This is a genomic window from Streptomyces sp. BK239, from assembly GCF_004217285.1.
Lineage (GTDB): Bacteria > Actinomycetota > Actinomycetes > Streptomycetales > Streptomycetaceae > Streptomyces.
In genome coordinates this window covers 362,781-378,044 of record NZ_SHKS01000005.1, presented here as the reverse complement: position 1 = coordinate 378,044, position 15,264 = coordinate 362,781, and the positions used below count along the sequence as shown (strand labels likewise).

11 protein-coding genes are annotated in these 15,264 nt (G+C 72.9%); 6 read left to right on the top strand and 5 right to left on the bottom strand.

The features are described 5' to 3' along the window. The first annotated feature begins 402 nt into the window (after positions 1-402). The 6 genes from EV567_RS18140 (at position 403) to EV567_RS18110 (ending at position 8,796) form a co-directional block, all read left to right on the top strand. Positions 403-978: a hypothetical protein gene (locus EV567_RS18140; protein WP_130441255.1), complete on the top strand. Its 576-nt coding sequence runs from the start codon at positions 403-405 to the stop codon at positions 976-978. Between the two features lie 29 nt (positions 979-1,007). Next, on the top strand, positions 1,008-3,557 hold the full coding sequence (pabB, locus tag EV567_RS27965; RefSeq protein ID WP_242620877.1) for an aminodeoxychorismate synthase component I: 2,550 nt from the start codon (positions 1,008-1,010) through the stop codon (positions 3,555-3,557). Further along, the gene (locus EV567_RS18125; protein ID WP_130441253.1) at positions 3,554-5,077 is read left to right on the top strand and encodes an AMP-binding protein; all 1,524 of its coding nucleotides are present in this window, start codon (positions 3,554-3,556) and stop codon (positions 5,075-5,077) included. Before pabB ends, EV567_RS18125 begins: the two co-directional genes overlap by 4 nt. A gap of 62 nt (positions 5,078-5,139) precedes the next feature. Next, positions 5,140-6,768 (top strand): class I adenylate-forming enzyme family protein, encoded by a 1,629-nt coding sequence (locus tag EV567_RS18120; protein ID WP_130441251.1) that lies wholly within the window; start codon positions 5,140-5,142, stop codon positions 6,766-6,768. Continuing rightward, complete coding sequence (locus tag EV567_RS18115; RefSeq protein ID WP_130441249.1) at positions 6,765-7,940, top strand: FAD-dependent monooxygenase; 1,176 nt, start codon at positions 6,765-6,767, stop codon at positions 7,938-7,940. The genes EV567_RS18120 and EV567_RS18115 overlap by 4 nt, the downstream gene beginning before the upstream one ends. A gap of 13 nt (positions 7,941-7,953) precedes the next feature. Continuing rightward, positions 7,954-8,796 (top strand): aminotransferase class IV, encoded by an 843-nt coding sequence (locus EV567_RS18110; RefSeq protein WP_407071600.1) that lies wholly within the window; start codon positions 7,954-7,956, stop codon positions 8,794-8,796. 69 nt (positions 8,797-8,865) lie between these two features. Here the strand turns inward: EV567_RS18110 and EV567_RS18105 are convergent, their stop codons facing one another. From EV567_RS18105 to EV567_RS18085, 5 genes are all read right to left on the bottom strand, one after another. Continuing rightward, complete coding sequence (locus tag EV567_RS18105) at positions 8,866-9,351, bottom strand: carboxymuconolactone decarboxylase family protein (protein ID WP_130441247.1); 486 nt, start codon at positions 9,349-9,351, stop codon at positions 8,866-8,868. A gap of 128 nt (positions 9,352-9,479) precedes the next feature. After that, complete coding sequence (locus EV567_RS18100; RefSeq protein WP_130441245.1) at positions 9,480-10,439, bottom strand: ABC transporter substrate-binding protein; 960 nt, start codon at positions 10,437-10,439, stop codon at positions 9,480-9,482. Position 10,440: 1 nt separating this feature from the next. Then, positions 10,441-12,381, bottom strand: a complete 1,941-nt coding sequence (locus tag EV567_RS18095; RefSeq protein WP_130441243.1) for a proline/glycine betaine ABC transporter permease — start codon at positions 12,379-12,381, stop codon at positions 10,441-10,443. Further along, positions 12,381-13,544, bottom strand: a complete 1,164-nt coding sequence (locus tag EV567_RS18090) for a glycine betaine/L-proline ABC transporter ATP-binding protein (protein WP_130441241.1) — start codon at positions 13,542-13,544, stop codon at positions 12,381-12,383. The genes EV567_RS18095 and EV567_RS18090 overlap by 1 nt, the downstream gene beginning before the upstream one ends. Next, complete coding sequence (locus EV567_RS18085) at positions 13,541-15,130, bottom strand: GMC family oxidoreductase (RefSeq protein WP_130441239.1); 1,590 nt, start codon at positions 15,128-15,130, stop codon at positions 13,541-13,543. Before EV567_RS18085 ends, EV567_RS18090 begins: the two co-directional genes overlap by 4 nt. Positions 15,131-15,264: the final 134 nt, after the last annotated feature.

Genomic DNA, 15,264 nt, shown 5'->3' with positions numbered 1-15,264 from the left:
GCGTGGGTGCTGAGAAGCGGTCACGGGTTCACGGCTCGGCCCAGGCGCACGGCACTCGTCTCACTCCGGGCCGCTCCCCGATGGTCCGTCCCATCCCAGCGCGCCAGTCACGGCCCGTCGGCCAGCCTACCGGCCGGGCCTCGACGGCAAGGGCGCGCGTCCACCATGCGAGCGACGCCTCTCTGGGCTCTTTCCCGGCCCTTTTCGTGGGCGCGCGGGGAATGATGCGCTATTCCATCCACTTGCACAAGCGCTTTCCGTAATTCCGTCGAAAGTTACCCCGAGTATCGGCAGACATACTCAAGGAGCCCGCCCCAAAACGTTACAAGTTCGACATTCGCGGCGGCCAAAAAAGTTCATTGAAGCTTGAACACAGCTGTTCTTCCGGCCGTACTCGAAAGCGTGACCAGTAATCCCGTCACCGTCACCGTGGCCTACCACGTGGTGCCGGGCCACGAGTCGGACTTCCACTCCTGGGGCTGGGCCATGCTGGCCGCGAGCGCGCGGCAACCGGGCTTTCTTGGAGGTGGCGTCCTTGTCGACGGAGAGGCGGAATGGCATGTGGTCTACCGCTTCGCCGGCGAGCGCGACCTTGCCGCCTGGGAGGAGTCGAGCGCTCGCCGGCAGTGGGACGTCGAGGCCGTCGGGTTCTCCCGGCAGACGGGCCGCAAGAGTGTTCGCGGCGGCAAGGCCTGGTTCGACTCCCAGGCCCCACAGCCCGCCCCACCGGCTCCGCCGTCGAAATGGAAGCTCTGGTTCGTGAATATGAGCGCCGTTTTTCCACCGGTGCTCATATTCAATGTGGCCGTGCTTCCCTATCTCGGCGCGCTCAATCCGCTCATTCGTACGCTGTTGCTGTGCCTCTGCGTGACGGCACTCGTCACCTGGATTCTCATGCCGCGCCTCCAGCGATTCTTCAAGAAATGGCTGTATCCACCGCTTCAGGCGCTGCGCGGACGGCACAAACGCACCGCGTAGGACGGGAACGACCAGAGGGAGGTGGGCTGGTGAAGACCCTGCTCATCGACAATTACGACTCGTACACGTACAACCTGTTCCAGCTGATCGCCGAGGTCAACGGCGAGGAGCCGGTGGTGGTCCTGAACGACACCCCGGCGGAAGCGGTTCCCGACCTCGCCGAGTTCGACAACGTGGTGGTGTCGCCCGGACCGGGGCACCCGGCGAACGCGCGTGACTTCGGCATCGCGGCCCGCGTGATCGCGGGCTCCCCGCTGCCCCTGCTCGGTGTCTGCCTGGGGCACCAGGGGATCGCGCTCGGGGAGCGCGGCGAGGTGGCGGCCGCGCCGGAGCCCCGGCACGGCTTCCTGACCACGGTGCGGCACGACGGCGGTGACCTGTTCCAGGGCCTGCCGCAGGATTTCACCGCGGTCCGCTACCACTCGCTGGCCGTGCGCGAGCCGTTGCCGGACGCCCTGGAGGCCGCCGCCTGGGCGGAGGACGGCGTGCTGATGGGCCTGCGGCACCGTACGCGGCCGTTGTGGGGCGTGCAGTTCCACCCGGAGTCGGTGCTCACCGAGTACGGCCACCGCATGCTGGTGAACTTCCGCAACCTGACGGCCGAGCGGGCGCGCAAGCTGCGCGCGAAGAACACGGCGGTCCCCCTGACGGCGACCGCCCGCCCCGCGGGCGCCTCCCGGACGGCGGGAGTTCTGCGCACCCCCGCCCCGCCCGGACCGACGCCGGTGACCTCGACGGCGACGGTGCTCCCGCTGGCCACCCTGGCCCACCCGCCGAACCCCGCGCCCACGGAGAATCCCGCGGAGAGCACCACGGCCACGGCGGCGGATCACACCGCCCCCGCGGCGACCGGCGCCGGCACCCCGGCCGCCCCCCTCCTCCCCCGCCCCCGGCGGGCCGAAGGGATCGGGTACCGGGTGCAGTGGCGGCGGGTCGAGGGCGCCGTCGACGCCGAGGCGGCGTTCGGGCGGATGTGCGCGGGCGCCGAGCGGGCGTTCTGGCTGGACAGTTCACTCGTCGAACCGGGGCGGTCGAGGTTCTCCTTCTTCGGGGACGGCAGCGGCCCCCTCTCGGAGTTCGTGCGCTACGACGTCGACGCCGGGCGCTGTGAGATCGAGCGGCCGGGGCGGCCCCCGCGCAAGGTCCGCGCGAGCGTCTTCGACTACCTGAAACGGCAGTTGGCGAGCCGCAAGGTCGATCCCGCCGGGCTGCCGTTCGGCTTCACCGGCGGCTACGTCGGCTACTTCGGTTACGAGACCAAGGCCGACTGCGGCTCCCCCAACCGGCACAGCTCCGACGTCCCCGACGCCTGCTGGCTCTTCGTCGACCGGCTGATCGCCGTGGACCACGAGGAGGGCGTCACGTACGCCGTGTGCTTCGCGGAGGACACCGCGCAGGGCGCGCGGGAGGCCGCCGACTGGCTGGACTCGGCGCAGGCCCGGCTGACCCGCCTGCTCGCGGACCCGGGCCCCGCTGTGCCCGCGCCGGCCGTGCCGACGGCGGAGCCGGACCCCGCCGCGGCCGAACCCTGGCTGGTCCGCGACCGGAAGACGTACCTCGCCGACATCGCCGCCTGCCACCGGGAACTGCAGGCCGGCACCAGCTACGAGGTGTGCCTGACGGACGCCGCCCGGCTGCCCGCGCCGCCCGACGCCTTCGACTTCTACCGCGTGCTGCGCCGCAGCGACCCGGCGCCCTACGGGGCCTTCCTGCGGTTCGGGGACCTCGACGTGGCCGGATCCTCCCCCGAGCGGTTCCTGCGCGTCACCCGGGACGGCGTGGCCGAGGCCAGGCCCATCAAGGGCACCGCGCGCCGCGCCGAGGACCCCGTGGAGGACGCCCGGCTGCGGGACGGGCTCGGCGCGGACGCCAAGACCCGCGCCGAGAACCTGATGATCGTCGACCTGCTGCGCAACGACCTCGGCCGGCTCTGCCGGACCGGGACGGTCCGGGTGACCGGGCTCATGGAGACCGAGACGTACACGACGGTGCACCAGCTCGTCTCCACCGTCGAGGGCCGGCTGCGCGAGGACAGGGACGCGGTGGACTGCGTCCGCGCCTGCTTCCCGGGCGGCTCGATGACCGGCGCGCCCAAGCTCCGCACGATGGAGATCATCGACGGCCTGGAGACCGAGGCCCGCGGGGTCTACTCCGGCGCCCTCGGCTACCTGGGCTGCGGCGGCGACGCCGATCTGAGCATCGTCATCCGCACGGCCGTGATCGCCGACGGGCTGATGCGCGTCGGGGCCGGCGGGGCGATCGTCCTCGACTCCGACCCGGTCGCGGAGTACGACGAGATGCTGCTGAAGACGGCCGGGCAGATGCGGGCGCACGCCGCCGCCCTGGCCCGGGCTCCCCGGCCCGCCGGCCGGCCGTCCCCGAGAGCGGCCGCCCGGTCGGCGGCCCCGCCGTCGGCGCTGCCTCCCGTACGGCAGTCCGCCGAGCGTCCGCCGGCCCGGCAGCGCCGGGAGCCGGTCGCCGCCGCCTCCCGCGGTCCCCAGCTGCGCCCGTCCACGGTTCGCGCCGACCCCCGGGCCGCGCAGACCTCCCAGATCGTCACCCCGGAGCCGGCCCCATGACGTCACCGCAGTCCACGCTGTCCCCGGCCGACCTCCACGTCCCCGGCAACCTCGCGGCGCACCTCGCCGTGCTCGCCGGGCAGCGCGGCTGGCACGGGCGGGCCGCCTTCCACCAGGGGCACCGGACCTGGACCCACGGCGAGGTGCACGCGCTCGCGGCCGGCGCGGCCACCGTGCTCGCCGAGCACGGCGTGCGTCCCGGCGACCGGGTGCTGCTCGCCCTGCCGGACGGCATCGCCTGGATCGTCGCCTTCCTCGGCGCCGCCCGAGCGGGCGCCACCGCGGTCCTGGTGAACCCCGAACTCCCCGCCCGCGAACACGCGTTCATGGCCGAGGACACCGACGCCGTCCTGTGCGTCACCGGCCCGGGCCTGGAGAGCCGGTTCGCCGGCCGGGCCCAGCTCGGCGCCGACCAGCTCCTCGCGCTCGCACCCTTCGCCGAGCCGGCCGCCGCCCACCCCGTCGACGAGCGCAGCGCGCTGTACGTCCAGTACACGTCGGGCACCACGGGCAGCCCGAAAGGGGTCGTGCACCGGCACGGCGACCCGCGTCTCTACCACGAGCTGGTGGGCAGACGGCTGCTGAGAATCACCGAGGACGACGTCACGCTGTCGGTGTCCCGGCTGTACTTCGCCTACGGCTTCGGCAACGCCTTCGTCTTCCCGCTCTTCTCCGGTTCCTCCGCGGTGCTCACCGACCGGCGCCCCACTCCAGCGGCCGTGGACGAGCTGGTCGCCCGGCACCGGGTGACGCTGCTGTACTCCGTGCCGTCCGCGTACGCCTCGCTGGCCGCCGACCGCGGCAACGGGCACGAGGCCTGCTTCGCCTCCGTACGGGCCGCGGTGTCGGCCGGGGAGGGCATGCCGGCCGTACTGGAGAGACAGGTCGCCGCTCTGCTCGGCGCGCCGGTGCTGGAGCAGATCGGCTCGACCGAGGCCGGGCACGCCTTCTGCGCCAACAGCGTGGCTCACAACCGCCCCGGCACCGTAGGCCGTCCCGTGCCCGGCTTCGAGGTGGAGGTCCGCGACCGTGACGGGCGTCCGCTGCCGGAGGGCGCGGAGGGCGAGCTGTGGGTGCGCGGGCCGACGGTGACGTCCGGCTATCTGAACCGTCCCGAGGAGACCGAACGAACCCTGGTCGGCGGCTGGTTGGCCACCCGTGACCGGGCGCGCCGCGAACCGGACGGTACGTACCGGCACCTGGGCCGCGTCGACGACATGGAGATGGTCGGCGGGATCACCGTCTCGCCGTTGGAGGTGGAGGAGGTGCTGCGCGGTCATCCGTCGGTGCGGGAGGTCGCGGTCGTGGCCGTGCGCGACGGCGACGGCGCCAGCCGGCTGCGGGCGTTCGTCGTCCCCCGCACCGCGGCGCCTGCCGGTCTGGAGGACGACCTGATCGCGCTGGCGCGCCGGCGGCTGGCCGCCTTCAAGGTGCCGCGCAGCGTCAGCCTCGTCCCGTCGCTGCCCCGCACCCCCACCGGCAAGCTCCGCCGCCACCTGGTCCGCAAGGGCGCGTGGTGACCCGGCACGGGCCGGACGCGCCTCCCTGGCAGCCGCACGACCGAAGTGAAAGGACCAGCCGCATGTCCCAGCAGTCCCTGCTCGCCGACCGCGGGTTCTATCTCGGCCCGTTGTTCCGTCGGGCGGCCGACCGGCACGGGGCCGTCTTCGTCACCCTGGACCGGCCGCTGGACGTCGACCCGGCCCGCGGGGTGGACCTGAGCTACGCGGTGCTGGCCGATGTCGTCGAGGAGTTGTCGGCCCGGCTGTGGGAGGCGGGGGTGCGGCCCTCGGAACAGGTGGCCGTCCACAAGAGCGACAACGTGGACATCGTGCTGCTGACCTGCGCGATCTCCCGTATCGGCGCGGTGCCCGCACTGCTGTCGCCCGGGCTGTCCGGCCCGGTCGTGGGGCAGTTGCTGGCGCGGCTGCGCCGGCCGTGGCTGATCACCGACCGGGCGAAGCTGGCGGGTCCGCTCGCCGACGTCGACGTGCCCTCCCTGGTGCGGCGGACGCTGACCGTGGACGACATGCCCACCGCCGGGGAACCGGACCGGTCCGGCGCGCCCTCGGAGCGGCCCGCGGCGCTCTCCGCGCCGTACGCCGAGCCCCTCGGGAACCACGCCGGGGCCGAGCCGCCCCCGCCGGTCCGGCTCCACCCGCGGGAGCCCGCGCTGATCACGCACAGCTCGGGCACCACCGGCATCCCCAAGCTGGCCGTGCACTGCGCGAACACCATGTGGAACCGGCTCGTGCCCCAGCAGGCGATGGGCTGGCCCACCCGCGGGGAGACCGCGGCCCTGCACATGTCGTTCGTGCACTCGCGCTTCTACCACCTGCTCGGCGTCCTGCTGCGCTTCGGCAGCCCGCTGGTGCTGATCACCGACCCCGAGCCGACGAGCGTGGGACCGCTGCTGTCGCGGCACCGCCCCGGGATCGTCGAGACCCACCCCAACACCTTCGTGCTGTGGGAGGAGTTGGCCGACGCGCCCGGGGCCCCGCTGTCCCGGGTCCGGTCGTACGGCTCGACGTTCGACGCGATCCATCCGCGCACGGTGCGACGGCTGCTGGGGGCGTCGAAGCGGCGTGCGCCCTGGCTGATCCAGTTGTACGGGCAGAGCGAGACGGGTCCGGTGGCGTTCCAGTGGTTCACCCGGCGCAGCGCCGCCCGCGCCGACGGCCGCCGGGTGGGCAGCGGCATCCCGGGCTTCACCCGGGTCCGTGTGACCGATGACCACGGCAGGCCGATCGCGCCGGGTGTGGCGGGCCGCATCGAGGCGCGCACGCGGGGCCGCATCCTCACCTACCTGGGCGCCCGGGAGACCTACGAACGCCAACTGGACGGCGAGTGGTGGCAGATGGGCGACATGGGCTACCGGAGCCGGTTCGGGGTGCTGCACCTGATCGACCGTGAGGTGGACCGGATCGACTCGGTGCACAGCAACCTGGAGGTGGAGGACGTCCTGATGTCGCGTCTGGAGGAGCTGCGTGAGGTGGTCATCGTGCCCGGTGTGGACCGGGAGCCGGTGCCGGTGGTGTGCGTGCGGGGCGAACGGCCGCTGGACGCGGAGCGCTGGCGGGAGGCGACGGCGGACCTGCCTGCGATGGCGGAGCCCCGGCAGTGGCGGTTCGAGGAGCTGCCGATGACCGCGACGTGGAAGGTGAAGCGGGTGGAGATCACCCGCATGCTGGCCGAGGGCGCGCGCGCATGACGCCGGTCGTGGTGGTCGGCGCCGGCCCGGTCGGGCTGTCGGCGGCGCTCGCGCTGCGCGGGCGCGGACTGCCCGTGGTGCTGCTGGAGGCCGATCCGAAGGACCGTGAACGGCCGGGCAGCCGGGCCCTGTTCGTGCACCGGGAGACGCTGCGGCTGCTGGACGGGATGTGCCCGGGGCTGGCCGCCGAGATCACCGGGTACGGCCGGACCTGGCACACCCGGCGCACCCTGTACCGGGGCCGCGAGGTGTACGCGCGCACGTTCCCGCCCCCGTCGGGGCTGCCGCCGTTCACCAGCCTGCGCCAGGTGGACACCGAGCGCTTCCTGCGCGCCGCGTGCGAGCGGGAGGGCGTGGAGTTCGTCTGGGGCACGCGGGTCGCGGGCGTGGAGGCCGGCGCGGCCGGTGTCTCGCTGACCGCCGAGGACGGCCGGGAGTGGAGCGCCGGGTTCGTGGTCGCGGCGGACGGGGCGCGCTCGGCGGTCCGTGAGGCGCTGGGCATCGCGCTGGAGGGGACGCGGGGCGAGGGCTTCCACGTGGTGGCGGACGTCGCGGACGTGCCGGGCGGCGAGCTGCCGCTGGAGCGGGTGTTCCACTACGAGCATCCGGGCGTCGGCGGCCGCAGTGTGATGCGGGTGCCGTTCACCGGCGGCTTCCAGGTGGATTTGCAGTGCCACGACGACGACGCGGAGGAGGACTGGGGCGGCGAGGGGGCGGTACGGCGCTGGCTCCCGGGTGTGGTGGGCGACGGGTACGCCGAGCGGATCCTGTGGGTGTCGACGTACCGTTTTCTGCGCAAGGTGGCGGCCTCCTTCACCGATCCGCACCGGCGGGTGCTGCTGGCCGGGGAGGCGGCGCATCTGTTCCCGCCGTTCGGCGCGCGAGGCATGAACAGCGGGATCGCGGACGCGGCGGCGGCGGCCGGAGCGGTCGCGGCCGGCACGGCCGATGCCGTGGAGGAGTTCGCGGCCGTACGGCGTGCGGCGGGCCTGTTCAACAGCGAGGCCGCGGGGATCGCCCTGGACCATCTGCGGCCGCGGCGGAGCGTACGGCTCCGCCAGCGGGCGGCGGCGGCTCTCGCGCCGGTGCTGCCGTCGTGCGGGTCGTGGCTGGAGCACGCGCCGTACGGTCCCCGGCACGGGGCGCCGGCGGTGGCGGGCGGTAAGTACTGAGCGGGAGGCAGAGGTGACTGCACGACTGGCCGCGCGAGAGGGGCTGCTGACCTGGACGCCGGACGGGAGCCTGAGGCCGTGGACGGAGACGGCGGCCGAGGGGACGTCGGGCCGGGCGTCGGGGGAGCCTCTGCTGGTCGCGGACTCATGGCTGCTGGCCGAGGGCCGGGTGCGCGGGTTCGGGCGGCACCGGGAGCGGTTCCTGCGGGCGTGCGCGGAGTCAGGGGCGTGCGGGGAGCCCGGCGGGCCGGGGCCGCGCCGGCTGGTGGGGTTCTGGCACGACATGACGGCGGTGCTGCCGCGCATGGGTGAGTGGTTCCCCCGGGTGGAGCTGGCCGCCGGCTCCCTGGAGCTGCGGCTGCGGTTGCGCAAGGCGCCGCCGCTCGGCACGCGGGTGCGGCTGTGGTCGGCCGGACAGCCCGACCCCCGGAGCGTGCCCCGGCACAAGGGCCCGGACCTGGACGCCCTGGCCGGGGTGCGGGCGCGGGCCGTCGCCGAGGGGGCCCAGGAGGCGCTGCTGGTGGACGCGTCGGGGACGGTGCTGGAGTCGGCGACCGCGAGCGTGCTGTGGTGGGAGGGCGACACCCTCTGCCTGCCCCCGGACGGGGCGCCCGTGCTGCCCGGGGTGACGGCCGGCCTGATCCAGGAGCGGGCCGCCCGCTCGGCGGTCCCCGTCGCCCACCGCAGGCGCACGGTGGCCGAGCTGGCGGGCCGGGAGGTGTGGCTCGTGAACGCGCTGCACGGCATCCGCCCGGTGACGAGCTGGACGGACGACACCATGAAGGCGGGCCCCGCGGAAAAGGCGGCGGAATGGCGGCACTGGCTGGAGAACCTCACGGAGCCGCTGCCGGACTGATTGCGGGAAAAACATCGAAGAAATACCGACGGGCATCGACGGAAAGCCGATGCCCGAATTCGTATTGCATTACTTGGCGGCAGGCTGATAACCCCCGGGAACCATCCGGGTCGCGACGGCGATCCGGTTGTAGGCGTTGATGACGGTGGCCGCCCAGATCAGCGCCGCGATCTGTTCCTCGTCGAAGACCTCGGCCGCCTCGGCGTACACGTCGTCCGGCACGTGGCCGTCGTGCACCAGGGTCACCGCCTCGGTCAACGCCAGTGCGGCACGCTCCCGCCCGCTGAAGAACGGGGTCTCGCGCCAGGCGTTCAGGGCGTAGATCCGCTGCTCGGTCTCCCCCTGGGAGCGGGCGTCCTTGGTGTGCATGTCGAGGCAGAACGCGCACCCGTTGATCTGCGAGGCGCGGATCCTGACCAGTTCCAGGATCTCCGGTTCGACCTTCGCGTCCCGGGCGGCGGAAACGGCGGCGCCGTGCAGGGCGCCCATCGCGGCGGACACATCGGGGGTGATTTTCTTGAGGGCCACGCGCGATATGGGGTCACTAGTGCTCATGCGCCGACTCTAACCGACGTTTTCACTTCCGGTGAGAAGAACTTCGACGCCCGCACTTTTCATTCGGCATTACCGGGCACCGGAAGACCCGGCCGGGGGCCGCCCGCGGTGGGGCGGCCCCGTCCGGGTCAGCTCAGCCAGGAGCGCCAGGTCGACTCGTGGGTCTTCACCCACTTCTTCGCCGCGTCCTCGGGGGTGAGCTTCTGGTCGGCGATCATCAGGGAGACCGCGTTCTGGTCCTCGGTGGTCCACTTGAACTTCTTGAGGAAGGCCGCCGCCTTGCCGCCCTTCCTCGCGAAGTCCGCGTTGAGGTACTTCTCCAGCGGGGTGTGCGGGTAGCCGCAGGCCACCTTGTCGGGCACCGCGTCGCAGCCCTCCTTGTACGGGGGCAGCTGGACCTCCGTCATGGGGACCTTCTCGAACAGCCACTGGGGGGCGTACCAGTAGGTCAGGAAGGGCTTCTTCTCCTTGGCGAACTGCCTCATCTGGGTGATCTGGGCTGCCTCGGAGCCGGCGAAGACCACCTGGTAGTCCAGGTTCAGGTTCTTCACCAGCGCCTTGTCGTTGGTGACGTAGGACGGGGAGCCGTCCATCAGCTGGCCCTTGCCGCCGCTCTCGGGCGTGCGGAACTGCTCGGCGTACTTGTCGAGGTTCTTCCAGTTCGTGACGTCGGGGTGCTGCTTGGCGAAGTACGTCGGCACGAACCAGCCGATGTGCCCGGTGACGCCGAGTTCGCCGCCGCGCGCGATGGTCTTCTTGTCGTCGACGTAGCGCTTCTCCTGCTCGGGGTGGCCCCAGTCCTCCAGGATCGCGTCGACGCGGCCCTGGCTGAGGGCGTCCCAGGCGGGGACCTCGTCGACCTGCACGGTGTCGACGCGATACCCGAGCTCGTGCTCCAGGATGTACTGGGCGACGGCGACGTTGGCCTGCGCGCCCACCCAGGACTGCACCGACAGGGTGACGGACTTGGAGCCCTGGGCGTTGGCGAACGGCGAGGCCTGCTTGGTCATGTCGGCGGCGTCGCACCCGGTCAGCAGCGCGAGCGCGCAGGCGCCGCTCACCGCGGCGGTCGTGATACGGAGTCGCATGTCACGCTCCCTTCTGGGCGCGCCGGTCGGCCGGCTGGGTCACCCGGTCGAGCATCAGGCCGAGGCAGACGATCGCGGCGCCGGCCACCAGACCGGTCGCCAGGTCGCCCTGGGCGAGGCCGAAGACGACGTCGTAGCCGAGCGCGCCGCCGCCGACCAGGCCGCCGATGATGACGACGGCGAGGACCAGGACGACGCCCTGGTTCACGGCGAGCAGCAGCGCCGGGCGGGCCAGCGGCAGCTGCACCCCCCGCAGCTGCTGGCTGCCGGTGGCGCCGAGGGAGCGGGCGGACTCCATGGCGGCCGGGTCGACCTGGCGCAGCCCCTGGGCGGTGATGCGGACGACGGCCGGCAGGGCGTAGACGACGGCCGCGGCGACCGCCGGGGCGCGGCCCACGCCGAACAGCGCGACCACCGGGATGAGGTACACGAACTGCGGCATCGTCTGGAAGACGTCCATGACGGGCCGCAGCAGCCGCTCCACGCGGTCGCTGCGGGCGGCGGCGATCGCGGTCCCGAAGCCGAGGACGAGGGTGACGGCGACCGCGGCGAGGACCTGGGACAGCGTGTCAAGGGAGGGTTCCCACACGCCGAGCACGCCGATCGCGGCCATGGCGAGGACGGCGGTGAGCGCGGTGCGCCAGGTGCCGATCACCCAGGCCAGCGCGGCGACCAGGAGCAGCACCGACCACCAGGGCAGCGCCTGCAGGCCGTCCCGGAGCGGGTCGAGGAGCCAGGTGGTGAAGTGGCCCGCCCAGTCGGCGGTGCCGCCGATGACGGGGACGCCGGAGTAGAGGTGCGCCGTCATCCAGTCCACGACGCGGTTGACCGGCTCGGCGATGGAGAACGTCCAGGCGTCGGGCCAGTCGAGGCGGCCGATCAGCCGGCCGCCGACCGCGACCGCCACGGCGACGGCGAGCAGCGCGTAGACGCCCCGGGTGCGGTGGTTCTCGCCGGTGCCCTGCCCGGCGGCGGCCGTCACCCGGTCCAGGACGACGGCGAGCAGCACGATCGGGATGCCGGCCGCGAGGGCCGCGCCCACGTCGACCGAGGCGAGCGCCTGGTAGACGCGGTCACCGAGACCGCCGCCGCCGATCACGGAGGCGATGACGGCCATGGACAGCGCCATCATGATCGTCTGGTTGAGGCCGAGAAGGAGTTCCTTGCGGGCGAGCGGGATCCGCGCGGTCAGCAGCCGCTGGCGGGCGGTCGCGCCGAGCGACTCCACCGCTTCCAGGACGCCCTTGTCGGCGCAGCGCAGGCCGAGCGCGGTGAGCCGGGCCATGGGCGGGGCGGCGTAGACGACGGTGGCCAGGACGGCCGCCGGGACGCCGATGCCGAAGATGAGGACGACGGGCAGCAGGTAGGCGAAGGCGGGGAGCACCTGCATGGTGTCCAGGACCGGCCGCAGGATCCGTTCCATGCGGTCGGAGAGCCCCGCGGCGAGGCCGAGCAGGGCGCCGACGACGACGGAGGCCAGGACGGCGACCACCATGAGCGCGAGCGTCTGCATGGTGGGGACCCACATGCCGAGGGCCCCGCAGGCGAGGAACGCGGCGGCGGTGCCCAGCGCCAGCCGGGCTCCGGCGACCCGCCAGGCGACGAGCGCGCCCAGCGCGGTGACGCCGGCCCAGCCGACGCCCAGCAGCACCAGGTAGACGGCGCGCACGGACAGCACGACGGCATTGCTGATGTGGCCGAAGAAGTACAGGAACAGCGGGTGGCTGTCCCGGTTGTCGATGATCCAGTCGCTGACGCCGGTCAGCGGTTTGGTGAGGTCGACGGTCAGCGCCTGCGGCCAGCTGCCGCTCGCCCAGCGGGCGTCGGCGAGCGGCACGAGGATCGCGGCGGCGACCGCGAGGGCGAGCAGCTTGTGCACGGCCCGGTGCTTGAGGAAGGCGGGGACGCCGGGGCGGAAGACGGGTGCGGTGACCGTCGCCATCACACGGCCTCCTTACGCGGCTCGGGGGCGGCCTCCTTACGAGGCTCCGGCGCGGCGGCGTGCCGCCCCGTGCCGTCGGTGCCGGTCGCGCCGGTCGCGTCAGTCGTGCCTGTCGTGCCTGTCGTGCCTGTCGTGCCGGCGACGACACCGAGCAGCGCCTCGGAGTCGACCACGCCGACGCAGCGCCCGTGGTCGACGACCCGGGCCGGGGCCTTGGCGCGGGCGACCGCCTCGATCGCCTCGGACACGGTGGCGTCGGGGGCGACGGCGGGGCCGCTGCCGGCCTCGTCGGCGGAGGCCCGGCGCATGGCGGAGCGGACGGTGAGGACCTGCTCGCGGGGCACGTCGCGGACGAACTCGCGGACGTACTCGTCGGCGGGCGAGCCGACGATCTCCTCGGGGGTGCCGAGCTGGACGACGCGGCCGTCGCGCATCAGGGCGATGCGGTCGCCGAGCTTGAGCGCCTCGTTGAGGTCGTGGGTGATGAAGACCATCGTGCGGCCCTCCTCGCGGTGGAGGCGGACCACCTCCTCCTGCATGTCCCGCCGGATGAGCGGGTCGAGCGCGCTGAACGGCTCGTCGAACAGCAGGACCTCGGGGTCGACGGCGAGCGCGCGGGCCAGTCCGACGCGCTGCTGCTGGCCGCCGGAGAGCTGGCCGGGCCGGCGCTGTTCCATGCCGTCCAGGCCGACCTTGGCGACGATCTCGCGGGCCCGTTCGCGGCGCTCGGCCTTGCCGACGCCCTGGATCTCCAGGCCGTAGGCCACGTTGTCGAGGACCGTGCGGTGCGGGAGGAGACCGAAGTGCTGGAAGACCATGGCGGCCCGGTGGCGCCGCAGTTCGCGCAGGCGGGCGCGGTCCATGGCGCGGACGTCCTCGCCGTCGACGACGATGCTGCCGGCGGTCGGCTCGATCAGCCGGGTCAGGCAGCGCACCAGGGTGGACTTGCCGGAGCCGGACAGGCCCATGACGACGAAGACCTCGCCCTTGCGCACGTCGAAGGAGACGTCGCGGACGGCGGCCGTGCAGCCGGTGCGCGAGCGCAGCTCGGCGGCCGGGAGGGCGGCGAGCTCGGGGTCCACCGGGACGCGTTCGGGCTTGGGGCCGAAGACCTTCCACAGGCCCTCGACGCGGAACACCGGGGAGTTGGAGACCTCGGTCATCGCACACCACCGCCGATCCGCTCGGCGGTACGCGCTCCGACCTGGCCACCGGCGTCCTCGCCGAGCAGTTCAGCGGCCTTCTCCCCCACCATCAGTACTCCGATCATCGGGTTCACAGCGGTCATCGTCGGGAAGACCGACGCGTCGGCGATACGCAGCCCCTCAAGGCCGCGCACGCGCAACTTCGGGTCGACGACCGCGAGTTCGTCGTCGGCGGCGCCCATGCGGCAGGTGCCCGCCGGGTGGTACACGGTGTGGGCGACCTTGCGGGCGTACTCGCTGAGCTCCTCGTCGCTCGTGACGTGGGGGCCGGGGGCCACCTCGCGCTTGAGCCAGGAGGCCAGCGGCTCGGTCGCGGCGATCTCGCGGGCGATGCGGATGCCGTCGACGAGGGTGCGGGCGTCGTAGTCGTCCTCGTCGGTGAAGTAGCGGAAGTCCAGGGCGGGCTTGACCGACGGGTCGGCGCTGGTCAGGTAGAGCCTGCCGCGGCTCTTGGGCTTGGGGATGTTCGGGGTCATGGAGACGCCGAACTCCGGCCGCTCGTAGCCCAGTCGCTCCGGGTTGTCGGTGAAGGGGATCTGGTAGAAGTGGAACATCAGGTCCGGGCCCGCGTGTTGGGCGTCGCGGCGCACGAAGAGGCCGGCGTCGGAGTCCATCGCGGAGTTCTCCGGGATCGGGCCGTCGGTCTCCCAGACGATCACCGACTCGGGGTGGTCGAGGAGGTTCTCGCCGACGCCGGGCAGGTCGTGGACGACGGGGATGCCGAGCGCGTCCAGGTCGGCCTTGGGGCCGATGCCGGAGTGCATGAGCAGGCGCGGGGAGTCGACGGCGCCGGCGCACAGCAGGACCTCGCCCCGGGCCCGTACGACGAACTCCTCGCCGTCCTTCGCGCGCACGTGGACGCCCCGCACGCGGGTGCCGTCCAGGTCCAGCCGGTAGGCCCAGGTCTCCAGCAGGATCGTCAGGTTGGGGCGCTCGTCCATCACCGGGTGCAGGTAGGCCACCGAGGCGCTGGAGCGCTTGTTGTTCTCGGGGTGGTAGGCGAGGTCGAAGAAGCCGACGCCGTCGTCGAACGGCTTCTTGTTGAAGCCCTCGACACGGGGCACGCCGAGCGCCGACTGCGCCGCGTCGACGAAGTCGCGGGCGATCGCGTTGCGGTCCTTCTCGTCCACCGGGACGATGTTGTTCTTCAGGCGGGCGTAGTAGGCCTCCATCGGCACCGCGCCCCAGCCCTCGGCGCCGGCCTGCTCCCACTCGTCCCAGTCGGAGGGCAGCGGCTTGAAGGCGATGAGGGTGTTGTGGGAGGAACAACCGCCGAGGACGCGGGCCCGGCTGTGCCGGATGTGGGAGTTGCCGCGCGGCTGCTCGGTGGTCGGGTAGTCGTAGTCCAGCTCGCCGCCGAGCAGACCCATCCAGCGGCGCAGGGTCAGCACGTCGTCACGGCCGACGTCACTGGGGCCGCCCTCGATGACGGCGACGGTCACGTCGGGGTTCTCGGTGAGACGGGAGGCGATGACCGACCCGGCCGTGCCGCCGCCTATGACGACATAGTCGTATTCATCGAACGCGTGGGTGTGATCGGACATGAGAGTGGTACTCCAGGGGTGCGATGGGGGAGGAGCTGGAGATCTGGCGGGGTCCTGAGGGGAGGAGGGGTGGGATGGGAGGGGTGAGGGAAGACCAGAGGACGCCCGTGGCGGGCGCGTCGGAGGGGTGCGTC

Excerpts from the sequence above, each read along its gene's own strand:
- EV567_RS18125 (WP_130441253.1), top strand. The coding sequence starts at position 3,554 with ATGACGTCACCGCAGTCCACGCTGTCCCCGGCCGACCTCCACGTCCCC.
- EV567_RS18120 (WP_130441251.1), top strand. The coding sequence starts at position 5,140 with ATGTCCCAGCAGTCCCTGCTCGCCGACCGCGGGTTCTATCTCGGCCCG.
- EV567_RS18115 (WP_130441249.1), top strand. The coding sequence starts at position 6,765 with ATGACGCCGGTCGTGGTGGTCGGCGCCGGCCCGGTCGGGCTGTCGGCG.
- EV567_RS18105 (WP_130441247.1), bottom strand. The coding sequence starts at position 9,351 with ATGAGCACTAGTGACCCCATATCGCGCGTGGCCCTCAAGAAAATCACC.
- EV567_RS18100 (WP_130441245.1), bottom strand. The coding sequence starts at position 10,439 with ATGCGACTCCGTATCACGACCGCCGCGGTGAGCGGCGCCTGCGCGCTC.
- EV567_RS18095 (WP_130441243.1), bottom strand. The coding sequence starts at position 12,381 with ATGGCGACGGTCACCGCACCCGTCTTCCGCCCCGGCGTCCCCGCCTTC.
- EV567_RS18090 (WP_130441241.1), bottom strand. The coding sequence starts at position 13,544 with ATGACCGAGGTCTCCAACTCCCCGGTGTTCCGCGTCGAGGGCCTGTGG.
- EV567_RS18085 (WP_130441239.1), bottom strand. The coding sequence starts at position 15,130 with ATGTCCGATCACACCCACGCGTTCGATGAATACGACTATGTCGTCATA.